22 protein-coding genes are annotated in these 24,532 nt (G+C 69.8%); 12 read left to right on the top strand and 10 right to left on the bottom strand.

The genetic code is table 11. From position 1 onward, the window contains the following. The 6 genes from AC6LJ5_RS25260 to AC6LJ5_RS25235 all read right to left on the bottom strand — a co-directional run. A partial coding sequence (locus AC6LJ5_RS25260) for a TetR/AcrR family transcriptional regulator (RefSeq protein WP_498141933.1) occupies positions 1-549 on the bottom strand: 549 nt, incomplete at its 3' end. Between the two features lie 113 nt (positions 550-662). Beyond that, the gene (locus tag AC6LJ5_RS25255; RefSeq protein ID WP_103274225.1) at positions 663-1,823 is read right to left on the bottom strand and encodes an NAD(P)H-dependent flavin oxidoreductase; all 1,161 of its coding nucleotides are present in this window, start codon (positions 1,821-1,823) and stop codon (positions 663-665) included. A gap of 118 nt (positions 1,824-1,941) precedes the next feature. Next, positions 1,942-2,730, bottom strand: coding sequence for an anaerobic ribonucleoside-triphosphate reductase activating protein (locus AC6LJ5_RS25250; protein ID WP_103274226.1), 789 nt, complete (start codon positions 2,728-2,730; stop codon positions 1,942-1,944). Beyond that, positions 2,696-2,884, bottom strand: coding sequence for an anaerobic ribonucleoside-triphosphate reductase (nrdD, locus tag AC6LJ5_RS25245; protein ID WP_103274227.1), 189 nt, complete (start codon positions 2,882-2,884; stop codon positions 2,696-2,698). Before nrdD ends, AC6LJ5_RS25250 begins: the two co-directional genes overlap by 35 nt. 60 nt (positions 2,885-2,944) lie before the next feature. Continuing rightward, positions 2,945-4,945: a ribonucleoside triphosphate reductase gene (locus AC6LJ5_RS25240; protein ID WP_103274228.1), complete on the bottom strand. Its 2,001-nt coding sequence runs from the start codon at positions 4,943-4,945 to the stop codon at positions 2,945-2,947. Between the two features lie 141 nt (positions 4,946-5,086). Beyond that, positions 5,087-5,272 carry a hypothetical protein gene (locus AC6LJ5_RS25235; RefSeq protein WP_498141932.1) on the bottom strand — a complete coding sequence of 62 codons (186 nt, stop codon included), beginning with the start codon at positions 5,270-5,272 and terminating at the stop codon, positions 5,087-5,089. Positions 5,273-5,344: 72 nt separating this feature from the next. Here AC6LJ5_RS25235 and AC6LJ5_RS25230 point away from each other — a divergent pair, with 72 nt between their 5' ends. Next, entirely contained in the window at positions 5,345-6,232 is an 888-nt protein-coding gene (locus AC6LJ5_RS25230) for a LysR family transcriptional regulator (RefSeq protein ID WP_498141931.1), read from the top strand. 38 nt (positions 6,233-6,270) lie between these two features. On the opposite strand, the gene AC6LJ5_RS25225 is transcribed toward AC6LJ5_RS25230, so the two are convergent. Beyond that, positions 6,271-7,251 (bottom strand): Bug family tripartite tricarboxylate transporter substrate binding protein, encoded by a 981-nt coding sequence (locus AC6LJ5_RS25225; protein ID WP_498141930.1) that lies wholly within the window; start codon positions 7,249-7,251, stop codon positions 6,271-6,273. A gap of 15 nt (positions 7,252-7,266) precedes the next feature. Then, positions 7,267-8,679, bottom strand: a complete 1,413-nt coding sequence (locus tag AC6LJ5_RS25220; protein WP_498141929.1) for a M20 family metallopeptidase — start codon at positions 8,677-8,679, stop codon at positions 7,267-7,269. A 111-nt stretch (positions 8,680-8,790) separates the two neighbouring features. On the opposite strand from AC6LJ5_RS25220, the gene AC6LJ5_RS25215 reads away from it, so the two are divergent. Continuing rightward, positions 8,791-9,702 (top strand): LysR family transcriptional regulator, encoded by a 912-nt coding sequence (locus AC6LJ5_RS25215; RefSeq protein ID WP_392413164.1) that lies wholly within the window; start codon positions 8,791-8,793, stop codon positions 9,700-9,702. A 30-nt stretch (positions 9,703-9,732) separates the two neighbouring features. Beyond that, positions 9,733-11,238 carry a hypothetical protein gene (locus AC6LJ5_RS25210; protein WP_498141928.1) on the top strand — a complete coding sequence of 502 codons (1,506 nt, stop codon included), beginning with the start codon at positions 9,733-9,735 and terminating at the stop codon, positions 11,236-11,238. A gap of 20 nt (positions 11,239-11,258) precedes the next feature. On the opposite strand, the gene AC6LJ5_RS25205 is transcribed toward AC6LJ5_RS25210, so the two are convergent. Together AC6LJ5_RS25205 and AC6LJ5_RS25200 are read right to left on the bottom strand one after the other, a co-directional pair. Beyond that, complete coding sequence (locus AC6LJ5_RS25205; RefSeq protein WP_498141927.1) at positions 11,259-12,737, bottom strand: M81 family metallopeptidase; 1,479 nt, start codon at positions 12,735-12,737, stop codon at positions 11,259-11,261. An 81-nt stretch (positions 12,738-12,818) separates the two neighbouring features. After that, on the bottom strand, positions 12,819-14,471 hold the full coding sequence (locus tag AC6LJ5_RS25200; protein WP_498141926.1) for an ABC transporter substrate-binding protein: 1,653 nt from the start codon (positions 14,469-14,471) through the stop codon (positions 12,819-12,821). A gap of 186 nt (positions 14,472-14,657) precedes the next feature. Between AC6LJ5_RS25200 and AC6LJ5_RS25195 the strand changes: the two genes are divergently transcribed. From AC6LJ5_RS25195 to AC6LJ5_RS25155, 9 genes are all read left to right on the top strand, one after another. Further along, positions 14,658-16,076 (top strand): aminotransferase-like domain-containing protein, encoded by a 1,419-nt coding sequence (locus AC6LJ5_RS25195; protein WP_498141935.1) that lies wholly within the window; start codon positions 14,658-14,660, stop codon positions 16,074-16,076. Between the two features lie 321 nt (positions 16,077-16,397). After that, positions 16,398-17,744 carry an amino acid permease gene (locus tag AC6LJ5_RS25190; protein ID WP_498141934.1) on the top strand — a complete coding sequence of 449 codons (1,347 nt, stop codon included), beginning with the start codon at positions 16,398-16,400 and terminating at the stop codon, positions 17,742-17,744. A 150-nt stretch (positions 17,745-17,894) separates the two neighbouring features. Beyond that, positions 17,895-18,692 carry a GntR family transcriptional regulator gene (locus AC6LJ5_RS25185; protein WP_498141925.1) on the top strand — a complete coding sequence of 266 codons (798 nt, stop codon included), beginning with the start codon at positions 17,895-17,897 and terminating at the stop codon, positions 18,690-18,692. Positions 18,693-18,712: 20 nt separating this feature from the next. After that, positions 18,713-19,918 carry an ABC transporter substrate-binding protein gene (locus tag AC6LJ5_RS25180; RefSeq protein WP_498141924.1) on the top strand — a complete coding sequence of 402 codons (1,206 nt, stop codon included), beginning with the start codon at positions 18,713-18,715 and terminating at the stop codon, positions 19,916-19,918. A gap of 4 nt (positions 19,919-19,922) precedes the next feature. Then, on the top strand, positions 19,923-20,798 hold the full coding sequence (locus AC6LJ5_RS25175) for a branched-chain amino acid ABC transporter permease (protein WP_498141923.1): 876 nt from the start codon (positions 19,923-19,925) through the stop codon (positions 20,796-20,798). Further along, positions 20,795-21,781 (top strand): branched-chain amino acid ABC transporter permease, encoded by a 987-nt coding sequence (locus AC6LJ5_RS25170; RefSeq protein ID WP_103274239.1) that lies wholly within the window; start codon positions 20,795-20,797, stop codon positions 21,779-21,781. Before AC6LJ5_RS25175 ends, AC6LJ5_RS25170 begins: the two co-directional genes overlap by 4 nt. Before the next feature lies 1 nt (position 21,782). Next, a complete protein-coding gene (locus tag AC6LJ5_RS25165) occupies positions 21,783-22,547 on the top strand; it encodes an ABC transporter ATP-binding protein (protein WP_103274240.1) in 765 nt (254 codons plus the stop codon). Further along, positions 22,544-23,254: an ABC transporter ATP-binding protein gene (locus AC6LJ5_RS25160; protein ID WP_498141922.1), complete on the top strand. Its 711-nt coding sequence runs from the start codon at positions 22,544-22,546 to the stop codon at positions 23,252-23,254. The genes AC6LJ5_RS25165 and AC6LJ5_RS25160 overlap by 4 nt, the downstream gene beginning before the upstream one ends. 2 nt (positions 23,255-23,256) lie before the next feature. After that, on the top strand, positions 23,257-24,532 hold a 1,276-nt coding region (locus tag AC6LJ5_RS25155), incomplete at its 3' end, for an aconitase/3-isopropylmalate dehydratase large subunit family protein (RefSeq protein ID WP_498141921.1).

The following is a 24,532-nucleotide window of genomic DNA, read 5'->3' as shown; positions in this document are numbered from 1 at the left end:
GGCCAGCCAGCGGGTCAGCGCGCCCAGGTACAGCAATTGCAGGTGTTGGGCGAGCTGCGCGGCGGACAGGTCGGTGCGCAGCTCGCCGGCGGCCTGGCCAGATTCGATCAGCGCGGCGAACAGCGTATGCATGCCGCTGCGCGGATACCGGGCGTCGTCCTGGGCGGCGGGCTGCGCGGTCGCCAGCCGATAGTGCAGGTAGGGCGCCATGTAGGCGCGGTGCGCCTCGGACCAGTGGGCGGAAGCGTGCAGCGTCTTGGTCAGGCGCTGGGCGAAGCCGGGCAGCTTCATCAGGCGGGGCAGCAAGTCGCGCGCCGAGCGGGCCAGCTCTTGATGGAAGTAATGCGCCAGCAGCGCTTCCTTCACGGGAAAGTGGTTGTACAGCGTGCCCTTGGAGACGCCGGCCTGCGCCGCGATCTGCTCCATCGTCACGCCGTCATAGCCGTGGGTCTCGAACAGCGTGTAGGCGCTGCGGGTCAGCAGGTCCAGGGTCTGCAGGCGCTTGCGTTCGCGCAGGCCGGGCGCGGCATCCGGTTCGGAGGGGGACATGGCGATCCATGAATTATTGAACGACGAATAATATTGTACGTCGTTCAATAATTTTGGAAAGCCCGCGCGTCGCCGGAATGTCCCCCCCGGCGGCGGGCGAAGGGAATGAAGGATCAGGCCGCCGTGGCCGGCAGGTTCCCGTGCAGCAGGTAATCCATCAGTTCGCGCACCGAGCGCATGGCGTTGCCGAAGGGCAGCTTGGACGCGCCCCGGAAGAACAGCCCTCGGCCGACTTCGCCGCGCATGGCCGCCGCCAGCTTCAGGTCGATGCAGAACTGACCGAAGCGCGAGATGCCGTCGCGCATGCCGCACTGGGTCAGGCAATCCATGCGCTGGCTGCAGCGTCGCTCGTCGCAGCGCGCGTTGGCCTGCAGCGTCTTTTCCTGCTTCAGGTAGCGCGTCAGCCAGGGCGTGGCCACGGCGCGCGCCGGCAGGCCGGCCACGCTGGTGAACTCGGCCAGCTTGTCCGGATCGGCCTCGATCAGCACGCGCTTGAAGTTCTCGTGCGCGTCGCCCTCCTGGGTGACGGCGAAGGCCGTGCCGACCTGCACCGCGTCGGCGCCGTGGCCCAGCCAGTGGCGCACCTGCTCATGGCTGCCCACGCCGCCGGCCACGATCAGGCGCGGCGCGTCGCGGCCCAGTTGCAGCTCCTGGAACAGCTTGTGGCATTCGGCCAGCACGCGCTTGAAGTCGAAGCGCTCGTCGTGCACATCCTCCAGCTTGGCCGCGCCCAGGTGGCCGCCGGCATGGCCGGGATGCTCGATCACCACGGCGTCGGCCATGCGGCCTTTCTTCAGCCATTTCTTCAGCACCACGGCCACGCCGCGCGCCTCGGACAGGATGGGGATGAGCGAGACCTTGGGATGGTCCGCCGTCATCTCGGGCAGGTCCATCGGCAGGCCGGCGCCCATGACGATGGCGTGCGCGCCGCTTTCGCAGGCCTGGCGCACCAGCGCGGGATGGTCGCGCACCGCCTTCATCACGTTCACGGCGACCAGGCCGCGGCCCTGCGACAGGTCCAGCGCGGCGCGCACCTCGCGGTCCAGCGCCTCCAGGTTGGCCTGGGTGATCAGCTCGCGGTCGCGGCAATGCTCGGTCTTTTCGACCAGGTCGGGGTGGTGGTGACGCAAATCCACGCTGGCGATGGTGCCCACCGCGTTCTGGCTGGCCACCGCGCCGGCGAGCCGGTGCGCCGACACGCCGACGCCCATGCCTCCCTGGACGATGGGCAGCAGCTCGCGGCCGGCTAGGGAGAGGGATTTGAACCACGTCATGTTGAGAGAGCCTTTCATTGGAACAGTGTTTGGAGGCTAGGCGATCGCGATCGCGGGCGTGTTGCGCGAAATCAAATCCGCGCATGAAGCCGCTTCAGGCGTCAAGCGGGGCGGCACACTAGCGGCACGCGAATTCGTCGAACCAGCCGCGCAGCATTTCCTGCGCGCCGGGGCCCAGGCGCGAGGCCGCCGCCGCCGTCGGGCTGCTGCGCGCGTTCTGCACCGCGAAGCGGCGCACGCCGCGTCGCGCCAGTTCGCGCGCCAGCGCCAGCAGACGGGTCTCGTCGAGCCAATCCGGATGCCAGGTGATGCGGCATTCGAAATCCGCGCCGGACGCCAGCAGCAAGGTCAGGCAGGCTTGCGCCGGCCGCTGCGATTCGCGCCGGCCGGTGATGTCGTCATAGCCCTGGGCGTCGGCCTTGATGTCCAGGCCAACCCAGTCCAGGTGGCGCAGCGCGTCGGCCAGCCGCAGCGGATAGATGCCGGCCGTATGCAGGCCGATGCGAAAGCCCATGCGTCGCGCGTCGCGGATCATGGCTGGCAGGCGCGGTTCGCTCAGGGGTTCGCCGCCGGAGAACACCACCGCGTCCAGCAGGCCCTGGCGGGTGGCCAGGAAGGCGCGCACCTCGCGCCAGTCGTAGCGCGCGGCGCGGGTCTGCAGTTCCGGGTTGTGGCAGTAGTGGCAGCGCCAGGGGCAGCCGGCGATGAAGACCACGGCGGCCAGCGTGCCAGGCCAGTCCACGGTGGAGAAAGGGGTCAGCCCGCCGACGGCGGGCGAGTGGCGCGGCAGCGCCTGCGCGGCGGGCAGGGGCGGCGTGGCGTGGGCGCGCGCGGTGTGCAGGCGCGAACCGGCCCGGGGGCCGGCCGCCGCCTCAGGCGCGGGGTTCGACGAAGAAGCGGCGCTCATTGAACTCGCCTTGTTTGCCGGTGTTGAACGAAGAGACGGGGCGGTGATAGCCCATGACGCGGGTCCAGACTTCGCAGCGCACGCGCTGGCTGTCGTCCAGGACCGGCGCGGTGGCGGCCTGGGGCGTGGATGGTTCGGTCATCAGGGTTTGCATGGTGGGGTTTCCTTCTGGGTGGGACGTCGGGCGGGCTGCCCGGCGCGGGTGAGCATTGCGCTAGGCCGGGACGCGGCAGGCCGATTGCCGGGCCAGCAGTTCGGCGTCGCACTTGGGGCAGAACTCGTGGCGCCCGGCCAGGTAGCCGTGCGTGGGGCAGATCGAGAAGGTCGGCGTGACCGTGATGTAGGGCAGCCGGAAATTCGCCAGCGCGCGCCGCACCAGCGTCTTGCAGGCTTCGGCCGAGGACACGGCTTCGTTCATGTACAGGTGCAGCACGGTGCCGCCGGTGTACTTGCCTTGCAGCGCCTCCTGCTGCGCCAGCGCCTGGAACGGGTCGTCGGTATGGCCCACCGGCAGCTGGCTGGAGTTGGTGTAGTAAGGCTGGGCCTCGGTGCCGGCCTGTAGGATACCGGGATAGCGCTTGCGGTCCTCGCGGGCGAAGCGGTAGGTGGTGCCCTCGGCCGGCGTGGCTTCCAGGTTGTAGAGGTGGCCGGTCTGTTCCTGGAATTCGGTCATGCGCGCGCGCACCCGGTCCAGCAGGCGCAGCGCCAGCGCGTGGCCGGCGGGCGTGGTCAGGTCGTCGGCGTCGCCGCTGAAGTTGCGGACCATCTCGTTGATGCCGTTCACGCCCAGCGTGCTGAAGTGGTTGCGCAGCGTGCCCAGGTAGCGCCGGGTATAGGGATACAGGCCCTGGTCGATGTAGCGCTGCACCACCTTGCGCTTGGTCTCCAGCACGTCGCGGCCCAGTTCCAGCAGGCGGTCCAGCCGCGCCATCAGGCCGGCCTCGTCGCCCCGGTGCAGATGGCCCAGGCGCGCGCAGTTCACCGTCACCACGCCGACCGAGCCGGTCTGTTCGGCCGAGCCGAACAGACCGTTGCCGCGCTTGAGCAGCTCGCGCAGGTCCAGCTGCAGGCGGCAGCACATGGAGCGCACCATGTGCGGCTCCAGGTCCGAGTTCAGGAAGTTCTGGAAATAGGGCAGGCCGTAGCGCGCCGTCATCTCGAACAGGCGCGTGGTGTTGGGATGGTCCCAGTCGAAATCGGGCGTGATGTTGTAGGTCGGGATGGGAAAGGTGAAGGCGCGTCCCTTGGCGTCGCCGGCCATCATCACCTCGATGTAGGCGCGGTTGATCATGTCCATCTCGGCCTGCAGGTCGCCGTAGGCGAAGGGCATTTCCTCGCCGCCGATGTAGGGGATCTGCTCGCGCAGGTCGGCCGGGCAGGTCCAGTCGAAGGTCAAGTTGGTGAAGGGCGTCTGCGTGCCCCAGCGGCTGGGCACGTTCAGGTTGTAGATCAGCTCCTGCATCGCCTGCTTGACGTCGGCGTAGGTCATGGCGTCGCGGCGGATGAAGGGCGCCATGTAGGTGTCGAAGGAGCTGAAGGCCTGCGCGCCGGCCCATTCGTTCTGCAGCGTGCCGAGGAAGTTGACGATCTGGCCGATGGCGGCCGACATGTGGCGCGGCGGCGTGGCCTCGACCTTGCCGGGGATGCCGTTGAAGCCCTCGGTCAGCAGCTGGCGCAGCGACCAGCCGGCGCAATAGCCGCTGAGCATGTCCAGGTCGTGGATGTGGATGTCGCCGTCGCGGTGGGCCTGGCCCGCCTCGGGCGTGAAGACATTGGACAGCCAGTAGTTGGCCGTGACCTTGCCGGCCACGTTCAGGATCAGGCCGCCCAGGCTGTAGCCCTGGTTGGCGTTGGCGTTGACGCGCCAGTCGCGCTGCTCCAGGTATTCCTCCATCGCGCTTTCCACGTCCACCAGCGTGTGGCGCAGCGAGCGCAGCCGCGCGTGCTGCTCGCGGTGCACGATGTAGGCGCGCGCCGTGCGCCAGTGGCCGGCGCGCACCAGCGCTTCCTCGACATGGTTCTGGATGGTCTCCACGCCGGGGCAGACATTGCCGTCGCGCGTCAGGGCCTCGGCCACCGTGGCGGCCAGCGCCCGGGCGGCATGCGGCTCCAGCTCTCCGGTGCTCCGGCCCGCCGCCGCGATGGCCTGGGCGATCTTGCCGGCGTCGAATCCGACGACCCGGCCGTCACGCTTGAGGATGTGTTCAATCTGCATGGGTGGCACCATATGTAGTGGAGTGCGAAAACTCTATCACCACATATGGTGTTGATTGCGTTGCGGCCGCGCCGGATTTGGCCGGCGCTTGATCGGGCGCAAACCCCACTGGCGGGGCGGGAAAAGACGCAATGCATCCCTTCAAGCGCCGTTCGGCGGCACCCTGAAGTGCTCGATGACGCGCTTTTCGGCGCGGCGCAGCAGGCGCATCAAGGCCGCGCCCAGACGGCGCAGCCCGGGCGCGGCGGAACGCGGCCGGGGCCGGGTCGTGTCCGGCGTCGGTTCGACGGCGGGGCGGGAGGACGGTGCGGATGTGTCGTGATTCATGGAGCAGCATGCTCGGAGATACACTGCCATCCGTAAAGTTGAATGAACTGACCTCAATCGTCAGGAAAGCTGATGCGTAACCTGAACCTGGATCAGATCCAGACCCTGATCGCGATCGCCGACCTGGGCACCTTCGCGGCGGCGTCGCAGGCGCTGCATCTGGCGCCGCCCACGATCAGCCTGCACATCAAGGAACTGGAGGCGCGCATGCAGGTTCCGCTGGTGCTGCGCGGCCGGCGTCAGGCCGGACTGACGGCGGCGGGCCGGGCGCTGGTCGAGGAAGGACGCAAGCTGCTGGCCGCCAGCGACGATCTCGTGGACATCGTGCGCCGCCGCGCCGCCGGCAGCGTGGGCGTGGTGAAGGTGGGCGTGTCGGCCGGCGTCGGCATCCGCCTGCTGCCGCTCGTGCTGGAGGCCTTGGGGCGGCGCGCGCCCGGCGTGGACGTGAAACTGGAAGCGGCGGGTTCGGCCGAGGCGATGTTGCGGCTGCAGGGCGGCACGCTGGACGTGGCCATCGTCGCCAGTCCGCAGCCCGCCACGGCCCGGGTGGCCGTGACGCCCTGGCGCGACGACGAAATGGTCGCGCTGTTGCCCGCCTCATGGGAAGCGCCCGAGGCGGTCACGCCCGAATGGCTGTCGACGCGGCGCTGGGCCTGCTTCGCGCCGGGCACGCAGATGCACGGCCTGATCGCGTCCTGGTTTGGCCAGGCCGGTTTCAATCCGAGGCCATTCCTGGCCCTGAGCTACCCGGGCGCGTTGAAGGGCCTGGCGGCGGCCAGCCAGAGCGCGGCCATCCTGCCGCTGGCCGAAGTGGAGGACGCGGGGCACGCGGACGTGCAATGGCGCGCGCTGTCGCCGCCGCTCAGGCGGCCGATGGCGCTGGCCTATCGCGCCGCGCCCGAGCCGGGCGCGGCGGCGGCCGCCGTGCTGGAGGCGCTGGCGGCGTTCTCCACCGCTTGAGGTCCGCCAGAAGGCGGCAGGGCAAATGGCCGCCTGTCTCAGTCCAGCGTGATGCCGGCGCGCTTGCCGACGGCGCCGAAGGTGGCGAGTTCGCTGGAAATCTGATCGCGGAAGGCAGGGCCAGGCATGAACACCGGCTCCATCGCCATGTCCTCGATGGACTTGCGCACCTGCGGGTCGCGCATGACTTCCTCGACCGCGCGGCCCAGCGTATCCAGCACCGGCGCGGGCGTCTTGGCCGGCGCCACCAGGCCGTACCATCCGACCATGGACACGCCGGGCAGGCCGGCCTCGGCGAAGGTCGGCACGTCCGGCAGCTGCGGCGAGCGATGCGCGCCGGTGACGGCCAGCGCGCGCACCTTGCCGGCCTTGGCGTGCGGCGCGGCGGACGCCACGGTGTCCACGCCCAGCGCGACCTCGCCGCCGATCAGCGCGGTCACCAGCGGCGCGCTGCCCTTGTACGGGACCGGCGTCATTCTGGCGCCGGCGGCCTCGGCGTACATCTCGCCGGCCAGGTGGGGCGCGGAACCCGGGCCGAAGGTGCCGTACATCAGTTCGCCCTTGCCGCTCTGCTTGCGGGCCAGCTCGGCCGCTTCGCCGGCCGTGCTGGCGGGCAGGTCCTTGCGCGCCAGCAGCACCAGCGGCGCCAGCGAGACGATGGCGATGTGTTCGTAGCTGCGCAGCGGATCGTAGGGCAGGTCGGTCTTGAGCGCGGGCAGCACGGAATAGGTGGTGCTGCCCGACACCATCAGCGTGTAGCCGTCGGGTCGCGCGCGGGCCACGGCCTCGGCGCCGATCACGGTGGACGCGCCGGGGCGGTTCTCGATGATGACCGGCTGGCCCAGCTTGCCGGCCAGCTTGCTGGCCAGCAGGCGCGCCACCGAGTCGGTCGCGCCGCCCGGCGTGAAGGGCACGACGATCTTGATCGGCTGTTCGGGATAGGCGGCGTGCGCCGTCGCGCCGCAAGCGGCGGCGGCCAGGGCCAGGGCGGTTGCGGCGGCGCGGGTCTTGATGGACATGGCGTGGTCTCGGCGTCAGGGTCGAAGGGGCGCGGCGGCGTCGCGCAGGGCCGGTCCCTGGTCGCCCAGGTCCCAGAACAGGCCGGCCATGATGGCCAGGCCCTCGCGGGCGACGCTGCCCAGCAGGTGCTCGTTGGGCGCGTGCTGCGCGCAGGCCGGGTACGAGTGGGGCACCCAGATCGTGGGCAGGCCCAGCAGGTCGGCGAAGATGTCGTTGGGCAGCGAGCCGCCCAGGTTGGGCAGCAGCGCGGGCCGCTTGCCGGTGCTGCGCTCGATCGAGGCCGCGGCCCAGCGGACCCAGGCGTTGTCCGGGGACAGCCGGGTGGCGCCGGCCTGCGCGCCCAGGCGGATGCGAACCTCGCCGAAGCCGGCCTGGCGCAGGTGTTCGCGCACATGGGTTTCCAGCGCGCGCCAGTCCGTGCCGACCACGAAGCGCAGCTGGCACCACGCAGAGGCCTCGGGCGGGATGGCGTTGACCGGCTTGGCCGGATCGCCGGCGCCGAAGGTCAGCACGTCCAGGCTGTTCCAGCCGAACACCTTTTCCGAGGCCGACAGGCCGGGCTCGCCCCAATGCGCGTCTATGGCGGGATCGTCCGCGCCGCCGCCCACGTCCAGCTCGGCCAGGGCCCCGGCCACCGCCAGCGGGATGGGCGGCGGACGCAGGCCGGGCATCGTGATGCGGCCGCGCGCGTCCACCAGCGTGGCGATGGCGTGGGCCAGCACGATGGCGGGGTTGGACAGCAGCCCGCCCCAGTTGCCCGAGTGATAGCCGCGCTCGCGCGCGCGCAGCGACAGCTCGAAATTCACCGCGCCGCGCGAGCCCATGAACAGCGTGGGCCGCTCGGCGTGCAGGCGCGGGCCGTCGCTGGCCAGGAAGACATCGGCCGCCAGCTCATCGCGCCGAGCCTCGCAGAAGGCGGCCAGGCCGGGCGAGCCGGCTTCCTCGCCGGTCTCGATCAGCCAGACGGCGTTGAAGCCCAGCCTGCCGCCGCGCGCGGCGATGGCCTGGCGCAGCGCGGCCAGGTTGATGCTGTGCTGGCCCTTGTTGTCGGCGGTGCCGCGCCCGTACCAGCGGTCGCCCTCGACGCGCAGCGTCCAGGGATCGCGGCCGGCGTCCCAGCGCGCCGCGTTGCCGCGCACCACGTCGCCGTGTCCATACAGCAGCACGGTGGGCAGGGCCGGGTCTTCGATGCGCCGCGCCACCAGGATGGGCAGGTCGGCGCCGGCCGGGTTGTCGTGGATGCGACAGGCAAAGCCCAGGCCGGCCAGCAGCGGCGCCATGTCGTCGCGCAGATAGGCGTGCTGCGCGGCCGCCTGGCCGGCTTCCTCGCTCTCGGTCCGGAACGCCACGCGGCGGGCCAGATCGGCCTGGAAGGTGCCGTCGTCGTACTCTGCGACGGCCTGCATGAGGGCTTGCTGGCGATTCACGATGGTCCTCGTTGCGGATTCGAGGCACAAAGTTATTACGCTTCTTCGCGTGCCACAATTAGATAATTCGCATTTCAAACATGCCATTTTGGCAATGCTTGGGAGTCCGCCGTGATTTCATTGGGCCTGAGGTATTTCCTGGAAGTCGCGCGCAGCGGCTCGATCGCCGCCGCCGCCGGCGCGCAGCACGTGGCGGCCTCGGCGGTCAGCCGGCAGATCGCCAAGCTGGAGGACGAGCTGGGCATCGCGCTGTTCGAGCGTCAGGCGCGCGGCATGGCGCTCAGCGACGCTGGACGCCAGCTGGCCGCCTACGCCAGCGCCGCCGCGCTGGAGGCCGAGCGCGTCGCCACCGAGATCCGCCATCGCGGCGAGCAGGGCGACGTGACCGTGCGGCTGGCCTGCACCGAGGGCTTCGCCCATCGCTTCCTGCCGCAGTGCATGGCCGAGTTCAAGCGCCTGCGCCCGCAGGCGCGCTTTCACCTGCGGGTCGAGCGGCCCGAGGAGGTCGGCCGCCTGCTGCTGGAAGGCCTCTCGCAAATCGGACTGCGTTACACCACGGTCCATGACGACCGCCTGTCCACCGAGGTGCTGTGCCGCGCGCCGGTCTATGCGGTGATGTGCCGTCGGCACGCGCTGGCCGGCCGTCGCAGCGTCAGCGTGCGCGACCTGGCCCGGCTGCCGCTGTCGCTGGGCGACCAGGGCACCACGGTGCGGCAGCTGTTCGACGCGGCCTGCGCCAATGCCGGGCTGCACATCGAGCCGGCCTACGTGTCCAATCATTCCGCCGCCTTCCTGCCCATGCTGGCCGGCAGCGATATCGTGGCCCTGTCCGGCTACCTGACCGTCGGCGGCCAGCTCGACGCGCTGCGTCTGGCCGCCGTGCCATTCAGCAATCCGGAAATGCGCCAGCGCAGCGTGCAAGCGCAGACGCTGCAGGGGCGCACGCTGCCGGGATTGGCGCGGGAGTTCATGGACCTGCTCGGGGAGCGCCTGGAACAGGGACTGCGGGCCAGGGAGGGGTGAAGCCCCGGGCCGCCTGGCGCGCGGCACAAAATGGCTGGTATCGTGCTCAGCCTGGGCGACGCCGCCGCGCATGGTGCCTCGATGCCAAGGCAGCGTCGGCGCACGAGCCTTAATTCTCGTGCGTTATGCACGTTAACAATTGAACGGCCCCCGCGCGCGCAATGCGGGAGGACGCCATTTCAACGAACCGCCAAGCGTCGCGCAGGCTCTGCTCTGAGGCGCATTGGCTTTCATTCTGGAATCGCCATGCGTTTTTCATCTTTGCTCTTCAGCAGCCTTGCCGGGCTGGCGTTGACCTGCATCAGCGGACCCGCGATGAGCCAGGCATCGACCAAGGTGCTGAAGGACTTCACCGCTTGCGACGGCAGCTTTTTCAGCAGCCTGCATCAGGACAGGAAGGCGTGGGACGGCGTGCCGCTGGGCGGCGCCGGCAATGTCAGCGGCATCCGGGTGCCGGACAGGAATGACAAGGCCAGGAACTCGGTCGTGTTCAAGCGCGCCATCAACGTGAATGGCCTGGCGCTGACGGAATACATGGACTGGTACGTGGATGGCAAGTCGTTGGGGAAAATGCTGTTCTGGGGCTTTACCATCAGCGGCCGACCGGCAGAAGTGATGGAAAGACTGCGCCCGCTGATCAAGGATGAGGAGCGGCTACGCAAGGACGGCGCCGGTTTCATGCGCGCGGAGGTGAAAATCGCGCAATCGCCGTGGGTGCCAGCCATCGTCAACTCGGGCGCTGCCGCCGGTTTGAACAAGGTCGAGCGGACGCTGATGATCGACCTGGACGAAAGCAAGAACGAGGTCACGGTGATGTGCTCATTGCAGGGCGGCCTGACCGCGGCCGTGCTGAAGGAGGTTCGTCCCGACATGGCGGAAAAGGAGTATCCGCGCGAATTGCAGGCCGCCACTTTCGAGGATGCGCCGATCCCCAAGGACGTGGCGGCGACCGCGCAGTCCATCCTGGCGGCCGGCGAGGCATGGAAACCGAAATTCAAGTCCCTGAGCTACGTCGAACGGTTGGCGGGCGCCAACGGCAAGCCCGGCCAAGCGGTCAAGATCGAACTGCGCGCCTTGCCCGATGGTCTGATATCGAAGCGAGAGATATATGGCGAGATGTTCTCGACCCGCAGCCTGATGTTGGGCAATATCGCGTTGTTGAAGTTCCAGATGGTCGGCATGGGGGACCAGCGCCCGTCGGTCAGTTCGGCATTGCGTCTGGACATGCCGCAAGCCTTGCCGCCGGGCACGATGGTCAGCGTCGAAAGGCAAAGCGGCAGCGTGCCCGCGTTCGGCGGTGAGCAGTCGTCCAGCGACACCTCCCGGTGCGAGGCGCGGTCGTCGATTGACGTCGATGCCGTCTTGCCCTCGCTGAAGGGCAAGGGCATTGCGCTGGCCTGCACATCCTCGGCCGGCACGCCGCCATACTCCATGCTGTATGTGGAGTCGCTGGGCGTGGCGTTGCACCTGCCGGTCTCGGCCGACCGGATCGAGGACGCCAAGGGGCGCATCAGCGACTTTCAGCTGGAAAGGTGAACGGCCGGCCTTGATGCGTCCTACATCGGATCCAGCGGATAGATCGGCCGGCGCACGCGCTTGAACTCGATCTGGCTGTAATCCGATGTGGTGACGCCGTTGCCGGCGCATTCGATGATGGCCGTCGCCATGTCGGCGTAGCCCGCGCGCCAGTGCATCCGGCTCTTGAGCGCCAGGTAGCGCTTCTGCGTCGGATCGATGCCGGCCGACAGCAGGCAGTTGACGTCGTAGGGCTCCTGGTGGCCGGAGATGACGACGATCTCGACGCGGCCCGTGTCGATCACCACGGTCAGCCCGGTGTCGTTGAGCGTGCCGCGCCCCATCGGGCCGCGGCTGCGGTACAGGCCGTCGAACACCAGCTTGACGCGGCCCGTGACCTCCAGCGGCAGGCTGGGCTGGCGCAGCGCGGGGGCCTGGATCTTGCCGCCCAGCGAGAGCGTGACCGTCTGGCCCACGCCGGCCCGGGCGGCCTGTTGCGCGGCGTCGGGATCATAGATGGCGTAGAAGGCCACGTTGTCCAGTCCCTGGCGCAGGATCTCGGCCAGCACCGTGGTGTTGTCCATCGAGCCGCCCGAGGCCGCGTTGTCGCAATGGTCCAGCAGCACGACGGGGCCCTGTTCGATGCCGGCGGCGCGGGCGACCGAGGGTTGCAGCGCGTCGGAGCGGTAGACCCAGTCGGCGCGCGTCGCCCAGGCGCGGTCCAGCAGTTCGTCGCGCAGCTGCTCGGCCTGCGCGGGGCTGGCGTCGGTACAGACCACGGCGCTCAGGCCGGCCTCGCGGATGTCGGCGTGCGGAAAGCCCACGAACACCGACGCGGCCAGCGCCTGGCCCTGGGTCTCCAGCTCGATGCAGCGCGCCTGCAGCGACCGGTTGGGCTCTACATGGGTGCCCTGGCGCAGCACGTGCGGCAGCATGGGCCGGTTGCCCCAGGCCATCACCGGACGGATCTCGCCCTTGAGCGCGCGCGCCACGATGCGCGCGGCGCGCACGGCGGCGGCGTGGATGTCGACGTGAGGGTAGGTGTGATAGCCGGATATCACGGTCGCGTGCCTGACCATGTCGTCGTACAGATTGGCATGCATGTCCAGCGTCACCGCCACCGGGATGTCCGGCGCGATTTCGCGGATGCGGCGCAGCAGGTCGCCTTCCGCGTCTTCCAGGTCGCTGGTCACCATGGCTCCGTGCAGGTCCAGCAGCACCGCGTCGTAGCCGCCGCGCGCCAGCTCGTCCAGCACGGGCTGGCACAGCGCCCGATAGGTCTCGGCCGTGGCGGGGCCGCTGGGCCAGGCGGCCGCGGCCACCGGAATGGTGACGTTCGCGCCGGTCTCGCGCGCCACGTCCAGGTAGCCGGCCAGGCCGCTGTTGGTGCCGCCGTACAGCGCCACCGCCGCGTCGCCCGAGACGGGCTCGGCGCTGCCGCGGAAGAAGCGTTCCAGCGGGGTGGGGACGGGCGAGAACGTGTTCGTCTCATGCTTGATCATTGCCAATAGCCAACGCATGCTGCCTCCAGTGAGGGAAAAAGGGAATGGGCCGCCGGCCCGGCGGGAAGACGCGTCCGCGATACCGTGGCGGCGCGGCGCTCAGGGGGTCTTGTCGACCCCCCAGAACACCGGGGCCGGCGCCAACGGCAGTCCGGAGAGCTTGCTGGAATACGCCCGCAACGGCGTGCTCTGCCCCAACGGCACGTACAGGCCTTCGTCGATGGCCACGCGCTGCAGCTCGGCGGCGATCCGCTTCTGTTCGGCCGGGTCCGAGCTTAGCGCGTACTGGTCGCGCAGCGCCTCGACCTGGGGAAAGTCGGGCCAGCCGTACCAGGCCTTGTCGCCATCGGCTGCGGCCATGGGCGTGCGTACCGGATCGGCCAGGTCGGCGGTGTACATATTGGTGTTCAGGATGCTCCAGCCGCCGTCGGCCGGCAGCGCCCTGGACGCGCGCCGCGAGGCCACGCTCTGCCAGTCCATGGCCGCCAGCGTGACGTTGAAGCCGGCCTTGCGCAGCGCCTGGGCCATGACCACCGGCTGCGGCGACAGCGAGGCCACGTCGGTGGCATGCAGCATCAGCACGGGCGTGTTGTCGTAGCCGGCTTCCTTCAGCAGCGCGCGGGCCTTGTCGATGTTCGAGGGCACCACCATGTCCTGGCCGGCATCCGCCTGCATCGGCGTGCCGCAGCCCCACAGCGAGGCGCAGGTGCGCCAGTACTTGGGATTGCCGACCAGCGCCTTCATCACGTCCTCCTGGCCGATGGCGTACATGGCGGCCTGGCGGATCTTCCTGTCATTGAACGGCGGATGCAGGAAGTTGAAGCGATACATCGAGTAGGCGGGGCTGGACGTGGCCGGCTCCACCTTGATGCCGGCATCGCCTTCCAGCATGGGCAGCAGGTCGTAGGGGAACTGCTCGACCAGATCGATCTCGCCGCTCGTCAGGGCATTGGCGGTGGTCAGGTGATCGGGCATCACCAGCCACTCGACCCGGTCCACCTTGACGCGCTTGCCGCCGGCCAGGCCGCTGGCGGGTTCCGGGCGGGGCACGTAGGCGGCGTTCTTGACGTAGACCGTCTTCACGCCGGGCTTGAACTCGACGACCTTGAACGGGCCGGAACCGGTCATGTCGGTGATGGGCTTGCCGGGCGGCTGCTCGGCGACGCGCCGGGGCAGGATGAAGGGCGCCGACGTGGAGGGCTTGGCCAGCGCGCGCAGCGCGAGGTCGGTGGGCTGCGTCATGACGAAGCGCAGGCGGCGCGCGTCCACCGCCTCGATGCGCTCGGTGAACTTGAGCAGCTTCTGGCCCATGGCGTCGATGGCGGCCCAGCGCCGGATCGAGGCCACGCAGTCCTCGGCCGTCACGGGCTGGCCGTCATGCCAGGCCAGGCCTTCGCGCAATGTCAGCGTATAGGTCTTGCCGTCCTCGGACACGTCCCATTTTTCCAGCATCTGCGGTTGCAGCGCGTTGTCCCCGTCCACGGCGATCAGCGTGTCGTAGATCATGTAGCCGTGCCAGGCGGTGATGTAGGCCGTGGTGGCGTGCGGGTCGGTCAGGCGCAGCGGTGAATGCATCACCGCCCTGAGCGTGGTCTCGGCCGTGGCGGGCGCGGCGGCGGCCAGCGGCAGCAGCGCCAGGAGCGCCGCTCCCAGCCGCGCGCGCGCCGCGTCGGCCCAGGTTGGCCGCGCGGCCCGCGCGATGGCGGCGGTACAGGGATACACAGGGGGGCAAGGCTGGTCGCGATGGCGCATTAAGGCTCCCGTCAGGGTTGGCCGCCCGGCCTGCAAGAAACGGTACTGCAAGGCATGTGACCAGCGGCATGCGGCCCATTCTGGGTACGCCCGCCAGGTTTGAAAATACACGCCCCAGGCCAAACCGGGGCGCTTGTATAGTCGGGAAAATTGCAACTGTACAGGTCGTGCGTGGTGGCCGAATCCTTGATCGAGTTCCAGCCCGTGCGCGGCGACGCCGCGTCGACGCTGGTGGAACAGGTGGTCGCGGCCGTGCGCCGGGCGATCGAGCGGCGGGCGCTGCCGCCCGGGGCCATGCTGCCGTCGATACGCGCGTTCGCCAGCCTGCACCGCGTCAGCGTCCATACCGTCGCCCGCGCCTATGGCCGGCTGGCCCTGGACGGCTGGCTGACGGCCCGGCCCAGGCTGGGCTACCGCGTCGCGCGTCCGCGTCCGCCGCAAGCCGCGCCGGCGGTCTGCCGGCCCGCCGCGCTGGACACGCAGTGGCGCCTGTGCGAAACCCATGCCGACAGCCCCCCGCGCCTGAGCCCTGGCTGCGGCTGGCTGCCGGACGACTGGCTCAACCAGGACGGCCTGCGCGCCGCGTTGCGACACATCAGCCGCCAGCCGATGCGGCGCATGGCGCACTACGGCCATCCCCTGGGCTATGCGCCCTTGCGCGTACACATCGCGGCGACGCTGGGCGAGCGCGGCATCGCGGTCGACGCGCAGCGGGTCCTGCTGACGCAGGGCGCCACGCAGGGCCTGGACATCGTCGTGCGCACGCTGCTGCGTCCGGGCGACACCATGGCGGTGGAGCAGCCCTGTTATGCCAATCTGTTCCCGATCCTGCGCCTGGCGCAGGTGCGCGCCGTGCCGGTGCCGCGCGGCGCGGCCGGGCTGGACTGCGTGGCCCTGGAGCGGGTGGCGCGGCTGCACCGGCCCAGGCTGCTGTTCATCAACACCGCGCTGCACAATCCCACGGGAACGAGCCTGGAAGCGGCCAACGCCGCCGAGGTGCTGGCGCTGGCCGCGCGCCATGATTTCCACATCGTCGAGGACGACGTCTCGCGCGAGCTGCTGGATGGCTGGTCCCCGTCGCTGGCGGGACTGGATGGCGCGCGGCGCGTGATCTACCTGGGCGGCTACTCCAAGAGCATCGCGCCGTCGCTGCGGGTCGGCTACATGGTGGCCGACGACGCGCTGCTGCGGGTCTGCGCGCGCAGCAAGATGATGAGCGGGCTGACCGGTCCCGAGACCATGGAACGCCTGGTCCACCACGTGCTGCTCGAAGGACGCCACGCGGCGCACACCGCGCGCCTGCGCGACCGGCTGGCGCGGGCGCACGAGCAGATCGAGGCGCTGCTCGACGCCCATGGCTTCGAGATCTGCGCGCGGCCGCGAGCCGGCCTGTTCCTGTGGGCGCGACTCGCCGGCCGCCGGGCCGGGCTGGGCGCCGACGCGCTGGCCAGGATGGCGGCGGATGCCGGCATTTGGCTGACGCCGGGCTCGCTGTTCGACATAGGCGGGAAGGACCTGCCCTGGCTGCGCTTCAACGTGGCGTACTCGCAGGATCCGGAGCTGTGGCGCTTCCTGCGCGAGGCGGGGGCGGCGGGCGGGACGTAGCGCCGGCATCGCCAGTCTCGCGGCCCTGATCCACGATGCCTGTTCCTGAGACATTTCGCTGCGTCCTAGGACTGGCGGCAGCCAGACATCAAGCCATCAGAGAGCGCGAGCCAATGGTTCCACGCGACGCATGCAAGTGGTTCCATCAGTCATCGCGAGGCGCTGCTATGTTGGCCGGACAAGAACGCAAGCCCGACAGGGCCCAACGCAGCCTCAAGGAGACACGTCGTGAATCACACGCACGAGCAGGGCGGCGCCGGCGCGCCGCAAGGCGCCAATGAAAACGCGCTCAGCGCGACGCTGAAGACGCGTCATCTCACCATGATGTCCATCGCCGGCGTGATCGGCGGCAGCCTGTTCGTCGGCTCGGGCAGCATCGTGCACTCGGCGGGGCCGGCGGCGGTGCTGGCTTATCTGGCCGGCGGCATCGCGGTGGTGTTCATCATGCGCATGCTGGGCGAGATGGCCACCGCCAATCCCGACACCGGCTCGTTCTCCACCTATGCCGACCGGGCCATCGGCCGCTGGGCGGGCTTCACCATCGGCTGGCTGTACTGGGGCTACTGGGCGCTGCTGATGGCCTGGGAGGCGCACGTCGCGGGCATCATCCTGCACGAGTGGTTCCCGATGCTGTCGGTCAACGCGTTCACGCTGGGCGCCACGCTGGTGCTGATCCTGCTGAACTTCTTCAACGTCAGGAACTACGGCGAGGCCGAGTTCTGGTTCGCGCTGATCAAGGTCGTGGCCATCGTCTGCTTCATCGTCGTCGGCACGCTGGCCGTGCTGCGGCTGTGGCCCTGGGGCGAGGCCCAGGGCGTGGCCAACCTGGTGGCGCATGGCGGCTTCATGCCCAACGGCGGCAAGGCGGTGGTGGTGGCGCTGCTGGGGGTGATGTTCGCCTTCCTGGGCGTGGAGATCGTCACCATCGCCGCGTCCGAGTCTCCCAATCCGGCGCAGCAGATCAGCCGCGCCACGCGCTCGGTGGTGTGGCGGGTCTGCCTGTTCTACATCGGCTCGATCTTCCTGATCGCCGCGCTGGTGCCGTGGAATGATCCGCTGCTGGGCCAGTCGGGCTACGGCGCCTACCGGCGCACGCTGGAGCTGCTGGGTGTGCCGGGCGCGCAGTTCCTGATGAACTTCGTGGTGCTGACGTCCGTCAGCAGCTGCCTGGTGTCGGCGCATTACACGGCCTCGCGCATGCTGTATTCGCTGGCCCGGCGCGGCGACGCGCCGGCCATGTTGCAGCGCACGCGCGGGCGCAGCGGCATACCGGTGCATTCGGTCATCGCCTCCTGCGCCGTGGCGGTGTGCATGGCCCTGATCAACTTCGTCGATTTCCTGCGTCCCAAGGATGTGCTGGACACGCTGATGAACATCACCGGCATGGTCGCCATGCTGGTCTATCTGGTGATTGCCTGCTCGCAACTGCGCATGCGCGGCAAGCTGCGCGCCGAAGGCAAGGAGCCGCTGGTGCGCATGTGGCTGTTTCCCTGGCTGACCTGGGCGGTGATCATCTTCATCGTGGCGGCGCTGATCACGATGGTGTTCGTCGATGAGTACCGGACGGTGGTGCTGTCCACCGGCGCGGCGGCGCTGGCCGTGGTGGCGGTCGGGCTGCTGCGGCATGGACGCGGCGGGGCCGCGCGCCTGCACGGCGCGCGGGCCTGAAGCCGCCGGGGCCGGCGGTCGCCGGCCTTGGCCTGTTGTTCTGCAACCGGGGCCGGGTTGGCCCATCGCCTCGGTATTTTCCCGATGGAACAACCCATACGCGCATTTGTTCTATTGACCATACATTAGGACACTTCTAGAGTTCGCGGCATGGATACCGCGATGCCCTTGCCGAAGTACCACCAGATCTACCTTGTGCTGCGCGAGCAGTTGCAGGAAGGGCGCTACGACGTGGACGGCGTGCCGGGCGAGCATGCGCTGGCCGCGCAGTTCCAGGTGGCCCGCATCACCATCCGCAAGGCGATGGAGATGCTGGTGGCCGACGGGCTGGTGTCGCGCCGGCCCGGCCTGGGCACCTGGCCGCGCAGCGCGCCGGCCGCATCCGCTACCGCGCCGCGCCCGCGCGCGGCGCAGAAGGCGCAGCTGACCGGACTGATGGAGAACATCGTCAACATGGGCCTGCGCACCGCCGTGCGCGTGCTGGACTGCATTCAGGTCGGCGCGCCGCCGGCGGTGGCCGAGGCGCTGGAGATCGCGCCGGGCGAGCCGGTGATCAAGAGCCTGCGGGTGCGCAGCACCGAGGCCGGCCCCTTGTCCTACATCACCACTTACGTGCCGCTGGCCGTCGCAGCCTTCACGCGCGAGGACCTGGAGCGCCAGCCCTTGCTGATGCTGCTGGAGTCGGCTGGCGTCGAGTTCGGCGGCGCCACGCAGACCATCAGCGCCCGGCTGGCCGACGCGCAGATCGCGCCGCATCTGGACGTGGCCGTGGGCTCGGCCCTGCTGGCCGTGACGCGCCTGGTGCGCGACGTCAAGGAACGTCCGGTGCAGCTGCTGCAGGGCTTGTACCGGCCCGACCGCTACCAATATCAGTTGCAACTCTCGCGCGTCGGCGGCATCGACGCCAAGGTCTGGGTCAGCGAAGAGCTGTCGGCCCAATTCCATTGATCCCACTCCGGAGATTCGCCATGAACACGCGCCGTCATTTCCTGACCCGATCCGCCGCCGCCGCGGCCTTGTTGTCCGCGCCCTGGATCGCGCGCGGCCAGTCCGCGCCCGCCGTGAAGGTCGGCGTGCTGCATCCGGTGACGGGCGCGCTGGCCTATTCGGGCCAGCAATGCCGGCTGGGCGCGCTGCTGGCCATCGAGGACATCAACAAGGCTGGCGGCATCAAGTCGCTGGGCGGCGCGCCGCTGGAGGCGGTGCTGGGCGACGCGCAATCGCGTCCCGAGGCGGGCTCGGCCGAGGTCGAGAAAATGGCGGCGGCCGGCGTGTCCGCCGTGGTCGGCGCCTACGCCTCGGCGATCTGCCTGGCGACCACGCAGACCGCCGCGCGCCACGGGCTGCCCCATGTGGTCGACGTGGGCGTGGCCGACCAGATCGTCGAGCGCGGGCTGAAGAACACCTTTCGCTTCGGGCCGGGCTATCGCAGCTGTACCGAGCGCGCCATTCAGGACCTGGCGGCGCTGAACCAGGCCGCCGGCAAGCCGGCACGCACGGTGATGATCGTGCACGAGGACTCGCTGTTCGGCGCGGGCACGGCGGCGCTGCTGTCCAAGTCGCTGCCCGAGCACGGCTTCGAGGTGAAAGAGGTCATCAAGCATCCGAACCCGACGCGCGACTTCAACAATATCGTGCTGCGCATGCGCTCGGTCAATCCGGACATCGTGATTCCGGCCAACTACTACAACGAATACGCGCTGCTGCTGCGCGCCATGAAGCAGCAGAAGGTGCAGCCCAAGGCGATCTACTCCGTGCTGGGCGGGGCGGCGTCGAGCTACAAGTTCCTCAAGGAATATCCCGACGTGGCCCACGGCATCATCGACTGCAACCACTGGTTCAATCCCAAGGACGCGCGCGTCGCGCCGCTGAAGGCGCGGGTGGAGCAGAAGGGCGCCTACTTCAGCTACGAAGTCTTCATGACCTACACCAGCATGTTCCTGCTGGCGGACGCGCTGGAACGGGCGAAGTCGGCCGACCGCGCCGCCATCATCGAGGCGCTGGCGGCCAGCGCGTTCTCCGATCATCTGATGCCTTACGGCCCGACCCGTTTCGTCGACGGCCAGAACACCGGCGCGCGGCCCCTGCTGACGCAGGTCCTGGGCGGCGACATCCAGGTCATCATCCCGCCCGAGTACCGGCAGGCGGACGCGCAGTTCCCCGTGAAGGCCTGACGCGATGCCGCTGGATCCCGCCATCCTCTTCAGCGCCGTGCTCAACGGCCTGACCACCGGCGCCGTGTACGCGCTGGTGGCGCTGGGCCTGACCCTGATCTACGGCGTGCTGCACATCATCAACTTCGCCCATGGCGCGGCGCTGATGGTGGCGCTGTACGCGGTCTATCTGCTCAACCAGCAGCTGGGGCTGGATCCCTACGCGGCGCTGCCGCTGGTGATGGCGGGCATGTTCGCGCTGGGCTACCTGTTGCAGCGGCTGGTGATCAACCGCGCCAGCCATGGCAAGGACGAGAACATCCTGCTGGTCACGCTGGGGCTGTCCATCGTGCTGGAGAACCTCGCGCTGGTCTGGTTCAAGTCCGATACGCGCAGCATCGACACGCCCTATGCGCTGTCGACGGTCGAGATCGGGCCTGCGCTGATCGCGCTGCCCAAGCTGATCGCATTCGGCGGCGCGCTGGCCGTGGCCGCCTGCCTGCTGTGGCTGATCCGGGGCACGGACCTGGGGCGCGCCATCCGCGCGGTGGCGCGCGAGAAGCAGGGCGCCCGGCTCATGGGCATCGACGTGGAACGGGTCTACGCGCTGTCGTTCGGCATCGGCATGGCCTGCCTGGGCGCGGCCGCCTGTTTCCTGCTGCCGGCGTACTACGTCAATCCGCAGGTCGGCGGCGGCTTCGTGCTGGTGGCCTTCACCATCGTGGTGCTGGGCGGCATGGGCAGCTTCGCCGGCGCATTGGCCGGCGGGCTGCTGATCGGCGTGGTCGAGTCGCTGGGCGGCCTGTTCCTGGGCGACTCGCTGGGCCAGATGGGCATCTTCGCCATCTTCATCCTGGTGTTGCTGTTCCGCCCGCAGGGGCTGTTCGGGGGGAAAGCATGAACACGAGCGTCAAGGACGCCTGCGCCATCCTGGCCTTCGGCCTGGCGGTGCTGGCCATCACCGGCTTCACGCAGTCGGGCGTGCTGCTGACCTTCATCATGATGTCGCTGTACGCGGCGCTGCTGTCGCAGGCCTGGAACATCCTGGGCGGTTACGGCGGCCAGCTGTCCTTCGGCCATGCGCTGTTCTTCGGCGTGGGCGCCTATGCCCAGGCGCTGGGCCAGCTGTCGCTGGGCTGGAATCCCTGGCTGGCCTTGCCCTGTGCGATCGCGCTGGGCATGGCGGCGGGGCTGGCCGTGGGCGGGCTGACGTTCCGCTACGGACTGCGCGGCTCCTACTTCGCGCTGGTCACGCTGGCCTTCGCCGAGGTGCTGCGCATCGTGGCGACGAGCGTGTCCTTCACCGGCGGCGGCGTGGGCCTGATGCTGCCCTTGCGCGAAGTCGCGACCAACATGCAGTTCCCCAGCCGCCATGGCTACATCTACCTGATCCTGGCCTTCGTGCTGCTGGCGCTGGCCGTGACGGCCTGGCTGCGCCGCTCGCGCTTCGGCGCCTATCTGCAGGCCGTGCGCGACAACGAGGACGCGGCGCGCGCCATCGGCGTCGATCCGCTGCGCGTGAAGCTGGGCGGCATCGCGTTGTCGGCGGCCTTCATGAGCGCGGCCGGCGCCTTCTATGTGCAGGTGTTCCAGTACATCGATCCGGCCATCGCCTTCGGCCCGGCCGTGTCGGTCGAGGCGCTGGTGGGCGCCATCGTCGGCGGCATGGGCACGCTGTGGGGGCCGGTGCTGGGCGCGCTGGCGCTGCACGCGCTGGCCGACCTGACGCGCAACCTGTTCGGCGAGCTGCCCGGCATCAGCATGGTGATCTACGGCGTGGTGCTGATCCTGATCGTGACCTTCGCGCCGCGCGGCATCAGCGGCTGCGGCCAGTCGGCGGCGCGGCTGTTCAAGCGGCCCGCGCGCCGCGCGCTGGAGAAATGACATGCTGCTGCAAGCACAGGCGCTATCCATCAGCTTCGGCGGCCTGAAGGCCGTGCAGGACGTCAGCCTGGCGGTGCCAGCCGGCAGCATCAGCGCGCTGGTCGGTCCCAACGGCGCGGGCAAGACCACGCTGTTCGGACTGCTGTCGGGTTTTCTGCGCCCGGATCAGGGCAAGGTGCTGTTCGATGGCCGGGACATCACCGGCATGGCGCCGCAGCGCGCCGCGCGCCTGGGCATGGCGCGCACCTTCCAGATCGTGCAGCCCTTCGGCGCGCAGACCGTGCGCGAGAACATCGCCGTCGGCGCGCACCTGCGCCTGCCGGGGCGGGCCGACGCACTGGCGGCCGCCGAGGCCATCGCGCGCCGCGTCAACCTGGGCGCGCAGCTGGACAAGCCCGCCGCCGACCTGACCGTGTGCGGGCGCAAGCGCCTGGAGCTGGCGCGCGCGCTGGCCACCCGGCCCCGGTTGCTGTTGCTGGACGAGGTGCTGGCGGGGCTGAACCCGGCCGAGATCGACGAGATGATTCCCGTGGTGCGCCAGCTGGCGGCGGATGGCGTGACCGTGCTGATGATCGAGCACGTGATGCGCGCGGTCATGAGCCTGGCCGCGCAGGTCTGGGTGCTGGCGCAGGGCCGGCTCATCGCCCAGGGCACGCCGGCGCAGGTGACGCGCGACGCGGCGGTGGTGGAAGCCTACCTGGGGCATGGCGCGGCCGCGCGCCTGGCCGGGCAGGGCGGCGCGGGACGGGCGGAGGCGGGACGATGAACGGCTTGCTGGAAGTGCAGGGCCTGCGGGCCGGCTACGGCCGCACGGAAGTGCTGCGCGGCGTGGACCTGAGCGTGGGCCAGGGCGAGATCGTGGTGCTGCTGGGCAGCAACGGCGCGGGCAAGTCCACGCTCAACAATACCCTGTGCGGACTGCTCCGGCCCTGGGGCGGCCGCGTGCGCTTCGACGGCTCGGACCTGACCGGCCGCCACTACCGCGACGTGGTGCGCGCCGGCCTGATCCAGGTGCCGGAGGGGCGGCGCGTGTTTCCCAACCTGAGCGTGCGCGAGAACCTGGAGCTGGGCTCCTATGCGCGGGCGCGCGCCCGGCGCGCGGCCAATCTGGAACAGGTGCTGGACACCTTTCCCCGGTTGCGCGAGCGCCTGGGCCAGCTGGCCGGCTCCATGTCCGGCGGCGAACAGCAGATGCTGGCCATCGGCCGGGGCCTGATGGCCGAGCCCAGGCTGCTGATCCTGGACGAACCCTCGCTCGGGCTGTCGCCGCTGATGGTCGAGGAACTGTTCGCGCTGATCGCCCGCCTGCACCGCGCCGGGCTGTCCATCCTGCTGGTCGAGCAGAACGTGGGCCAGTCGCTGGAAACCGGGCAGCGCGCCTATGTGCTGGAAGAGGGCGCGATCCGCCACAGCGGATCCTGCGCCGAACTGATGGCCAGCGACGACGTGCGCCGCGCCTATCTGGGGATGTAGCCATGGATCCTGTCAGTCCTTCCGCCGCCTTGCGCGCCGTGGTCCGGGCGGGCGAGGGCGGGGATGCCGTACCGCAGACCCTGGCCCAGAAGCTGATCGCCGCCGCCTGCGGGCGCGAAACGGTGGCCGAGGGCGAGATCGTCACCTGCCGCGTCGACCTGGCCATGTTCCATGATTCCAGCGGCCCGCGCCGCCTGGAACCGATGTTGCGCGAAGTCGGCGCCCGACTGTGGGATCCCGCCAAGGTGGTGCTGGTGATCGACCACTACGTGCCCGAGTCCGACGAGGAATCGCGCCGCATCGTGCGCATCGCGCGGGAATGGGCCGTGCGCGAGCGATTGTCCAATGTCTACGACAGCCAGGGCATCTGCCACGTGGTGCTGCCGCAGGGCGGACATCTGCGGCCCGGCATGTTCTGCGTCGGCGGCGATTCGCATTCACCCACCGGCGGCGCCTTCGGCGCCTACATGTTCGGCATCGGCAGCACCGAGATGCTGGGCGTGGCCGTCACCGGCGGCATCTGGGTGCGCGTGCCGCGCACGCTGATGATGCGCTGGAACGGCCGGCTGGGCGCGGGCGTGACCGCCAAGGACATGATGCTGCGCATGATAGGCCGCCTGGGCATGAATGGCGGCCGCTATCAGGCCGTGGAGTTCTGCGGCGAGGCGGTGCGCGCGCTGTCCATGCAGGAGCGCATGACGCTGTCCAACATGAGCGCCGAGTTGGGCTCGCAGGTCGGCCTGGTGGCGCCCGACGCCACCACCGAGGCCTGGCTGCGCGAGGCCGGCGTGCAGGGGCCGCTGGATATCGCGCACTGGCAGAGCGACCCCGACGCCGACGCCGAGTGGCACGATTTCGACGCCGCCGCGCTGGCGCCGCAGGTGGCCGCCCCGCACAGCCCCGCCAATGCGGCGGATGTGAGCGTCCATGCTGGCGTGGCGGTGCAGGCGGCCTATATCGGCGCCTGCACCGGCGCCAAGCTGGACGACCTGCGCGCCGCCGCCGCCGTGCTGCGCGGCCGCCGCGTGGCGGCGGGCGTCAAGCTCATGGTGGCGCCCGCCAGCCTGCGCGACCAGAACGATGCCGAGCGCGAGGGCGTGCTGCAGACGCTGCTGGAGGCGGGCGCGCAGCTGCTGCCCACGTCCTGCGGCGCCTGCGCCGGCTACGGCGGCTCGATTCCCGACGGCGCCACGGTCATCTCGACCACGGCGCGCAATTTCAAGGGCCGCATGGGCTCCGAGACCGCTCAGGTCTACCTGGCCTCGCCCTACAGCGTGG

The sequence above is a fragment of the Achromobacter sp. 1011791174 genome, from assembly GCF_059760925.1.
This window is presented reverse-complemented; position numbering and strand designations above follow the sequence as displayed.

Excerpts from the sequence above, each read along its gene's own strand:
- AC6LJ5_RS25255 (WP_103274225.1), bottom strand. The coding sequence starts at position 1,823 with ATGACGTGGTTCAAATCCCTCTCCCTAGCCGGCCGCGAGCTGCTGCCC.
- AC6LJ5_RS25250 (WP_103274226.1), bottom strand. The coding sequence starts at position 2,730 with ATGAGCGCCGCTTCTTCGTCGAACCCCGCGCCTGAGGCGGCGGCCGGC.
- nrdD (WP_103274227.1), bottom strand. The coding sequence starts at position 2,884 with ATGCAAACCCTGATGACCGAACCATCCACGCCCCAGGCCGCCACCGCG.
- AC6LJ5_RS25240 (WP_103274228.1), bottom strand. The coding sequence starts at position 4,945 with ATGCAGATTGAACACATCCTCAAGCGTGACGGCCGGGTCGTCGGATTC.
- AC6LJ5_RS25235 (WP_498141932.1), bottom strand. The coding sequence starts at position 5,272 with ATGAATCACGACACATCCGCACCGTCCTCCCGCCCCGCCGTCGAACCG.
- AC6LJ5_RS25230 (WP_498141931.1), top strand. The coding sequence starts at position 5,345 with ATGCGTAACCTGAACCTGGATCAGATCCAGACCCTGATCGCGATCGCC.
- AC6LJ5_RS25225 (WP_498141930.1), bottom strand. The coding sequence starts at position 7,251 with ATGTCCATCAAGACCCGCGCCGCCGCAACCGCCCTGGCCCTGGCCGCC.
- AC6LJ5_RS25210 (WP_498141928.1), top strand. The coding sequence starts at position 9,733 with ATGGCTGGTATCGTGCTCAGCCTGGGCGACGCCGCCGCGCATGGTGCC.
- AC6LJ5_RS25205 (WP_498141927.1), bottom strand. The coding sequence starts at position 12,737 with ATGCGTTGGCTATTGGCAATGATCAAGCATGAGACGAACACGTTCTCG.
- AC6LJ5_RS25200 (WP_498141926.1), bottom strand. The coding sequence starts at position 14,471 with ATGCGCCATCGCGACCAGCCTTGCCCCCCTGTGTATCCCTGTACCGCC.
- AC6LJ5_RS25190 (WP_498141934.1), top strand. The coding sequence starts at position 16,398 with ATGATGTCCATCGCCGGCGTGATCGGCGGCAGCCTGTTCGTCGGCTCG.
- AC6LJ5_RS25185 (WP_498141925.1), top strand. The coding sequence starts at position 17,895 with ATGGATACCGCGATGCCCTTGCCGAAGTACCACCAGATCTACCTTGTG.
- AC6LJ5_RS25180 (WP_498141924.1), top strand. The coding sequence starts at position 18,713 with ATGAACACGCGCCGTCATTTCCTGACCCGATCCGCCGCCGCCGCGGCC.
- AC6LJ5_RS25175 (WP_498141923.1), top strand. The coding sequence starts at position 19,923 with ATGCCGCTGGATCCCGCCATCCTCTTCAGCGCCGTGCTCAACGGCCTG.
- AC6LJ5_RS25170 (WP_103274239.1), top strand. The coding sequence starts at position 20,795 with ATGAACACGAGCGTCAAGGACGCCTGCGCCATCCTGGCCTTCGGCCTG.
- AC6LJ5_RS25165 (WP_103274240.1), top strand. The coding sequence starts at position 21,783 with ATGCTGCTGCAAGCACAGGCGCTATCCATCAGCTTCGGCGGCCTGAAG.
- AC6LJ5_RS25160 (WP_498141922.1), top strand. The coding sequence starts at position 22,544 with ATGAACGGCTTGCTGGAAGTGCAGGGCCTGCGGGCCGGCTACGGCCGC.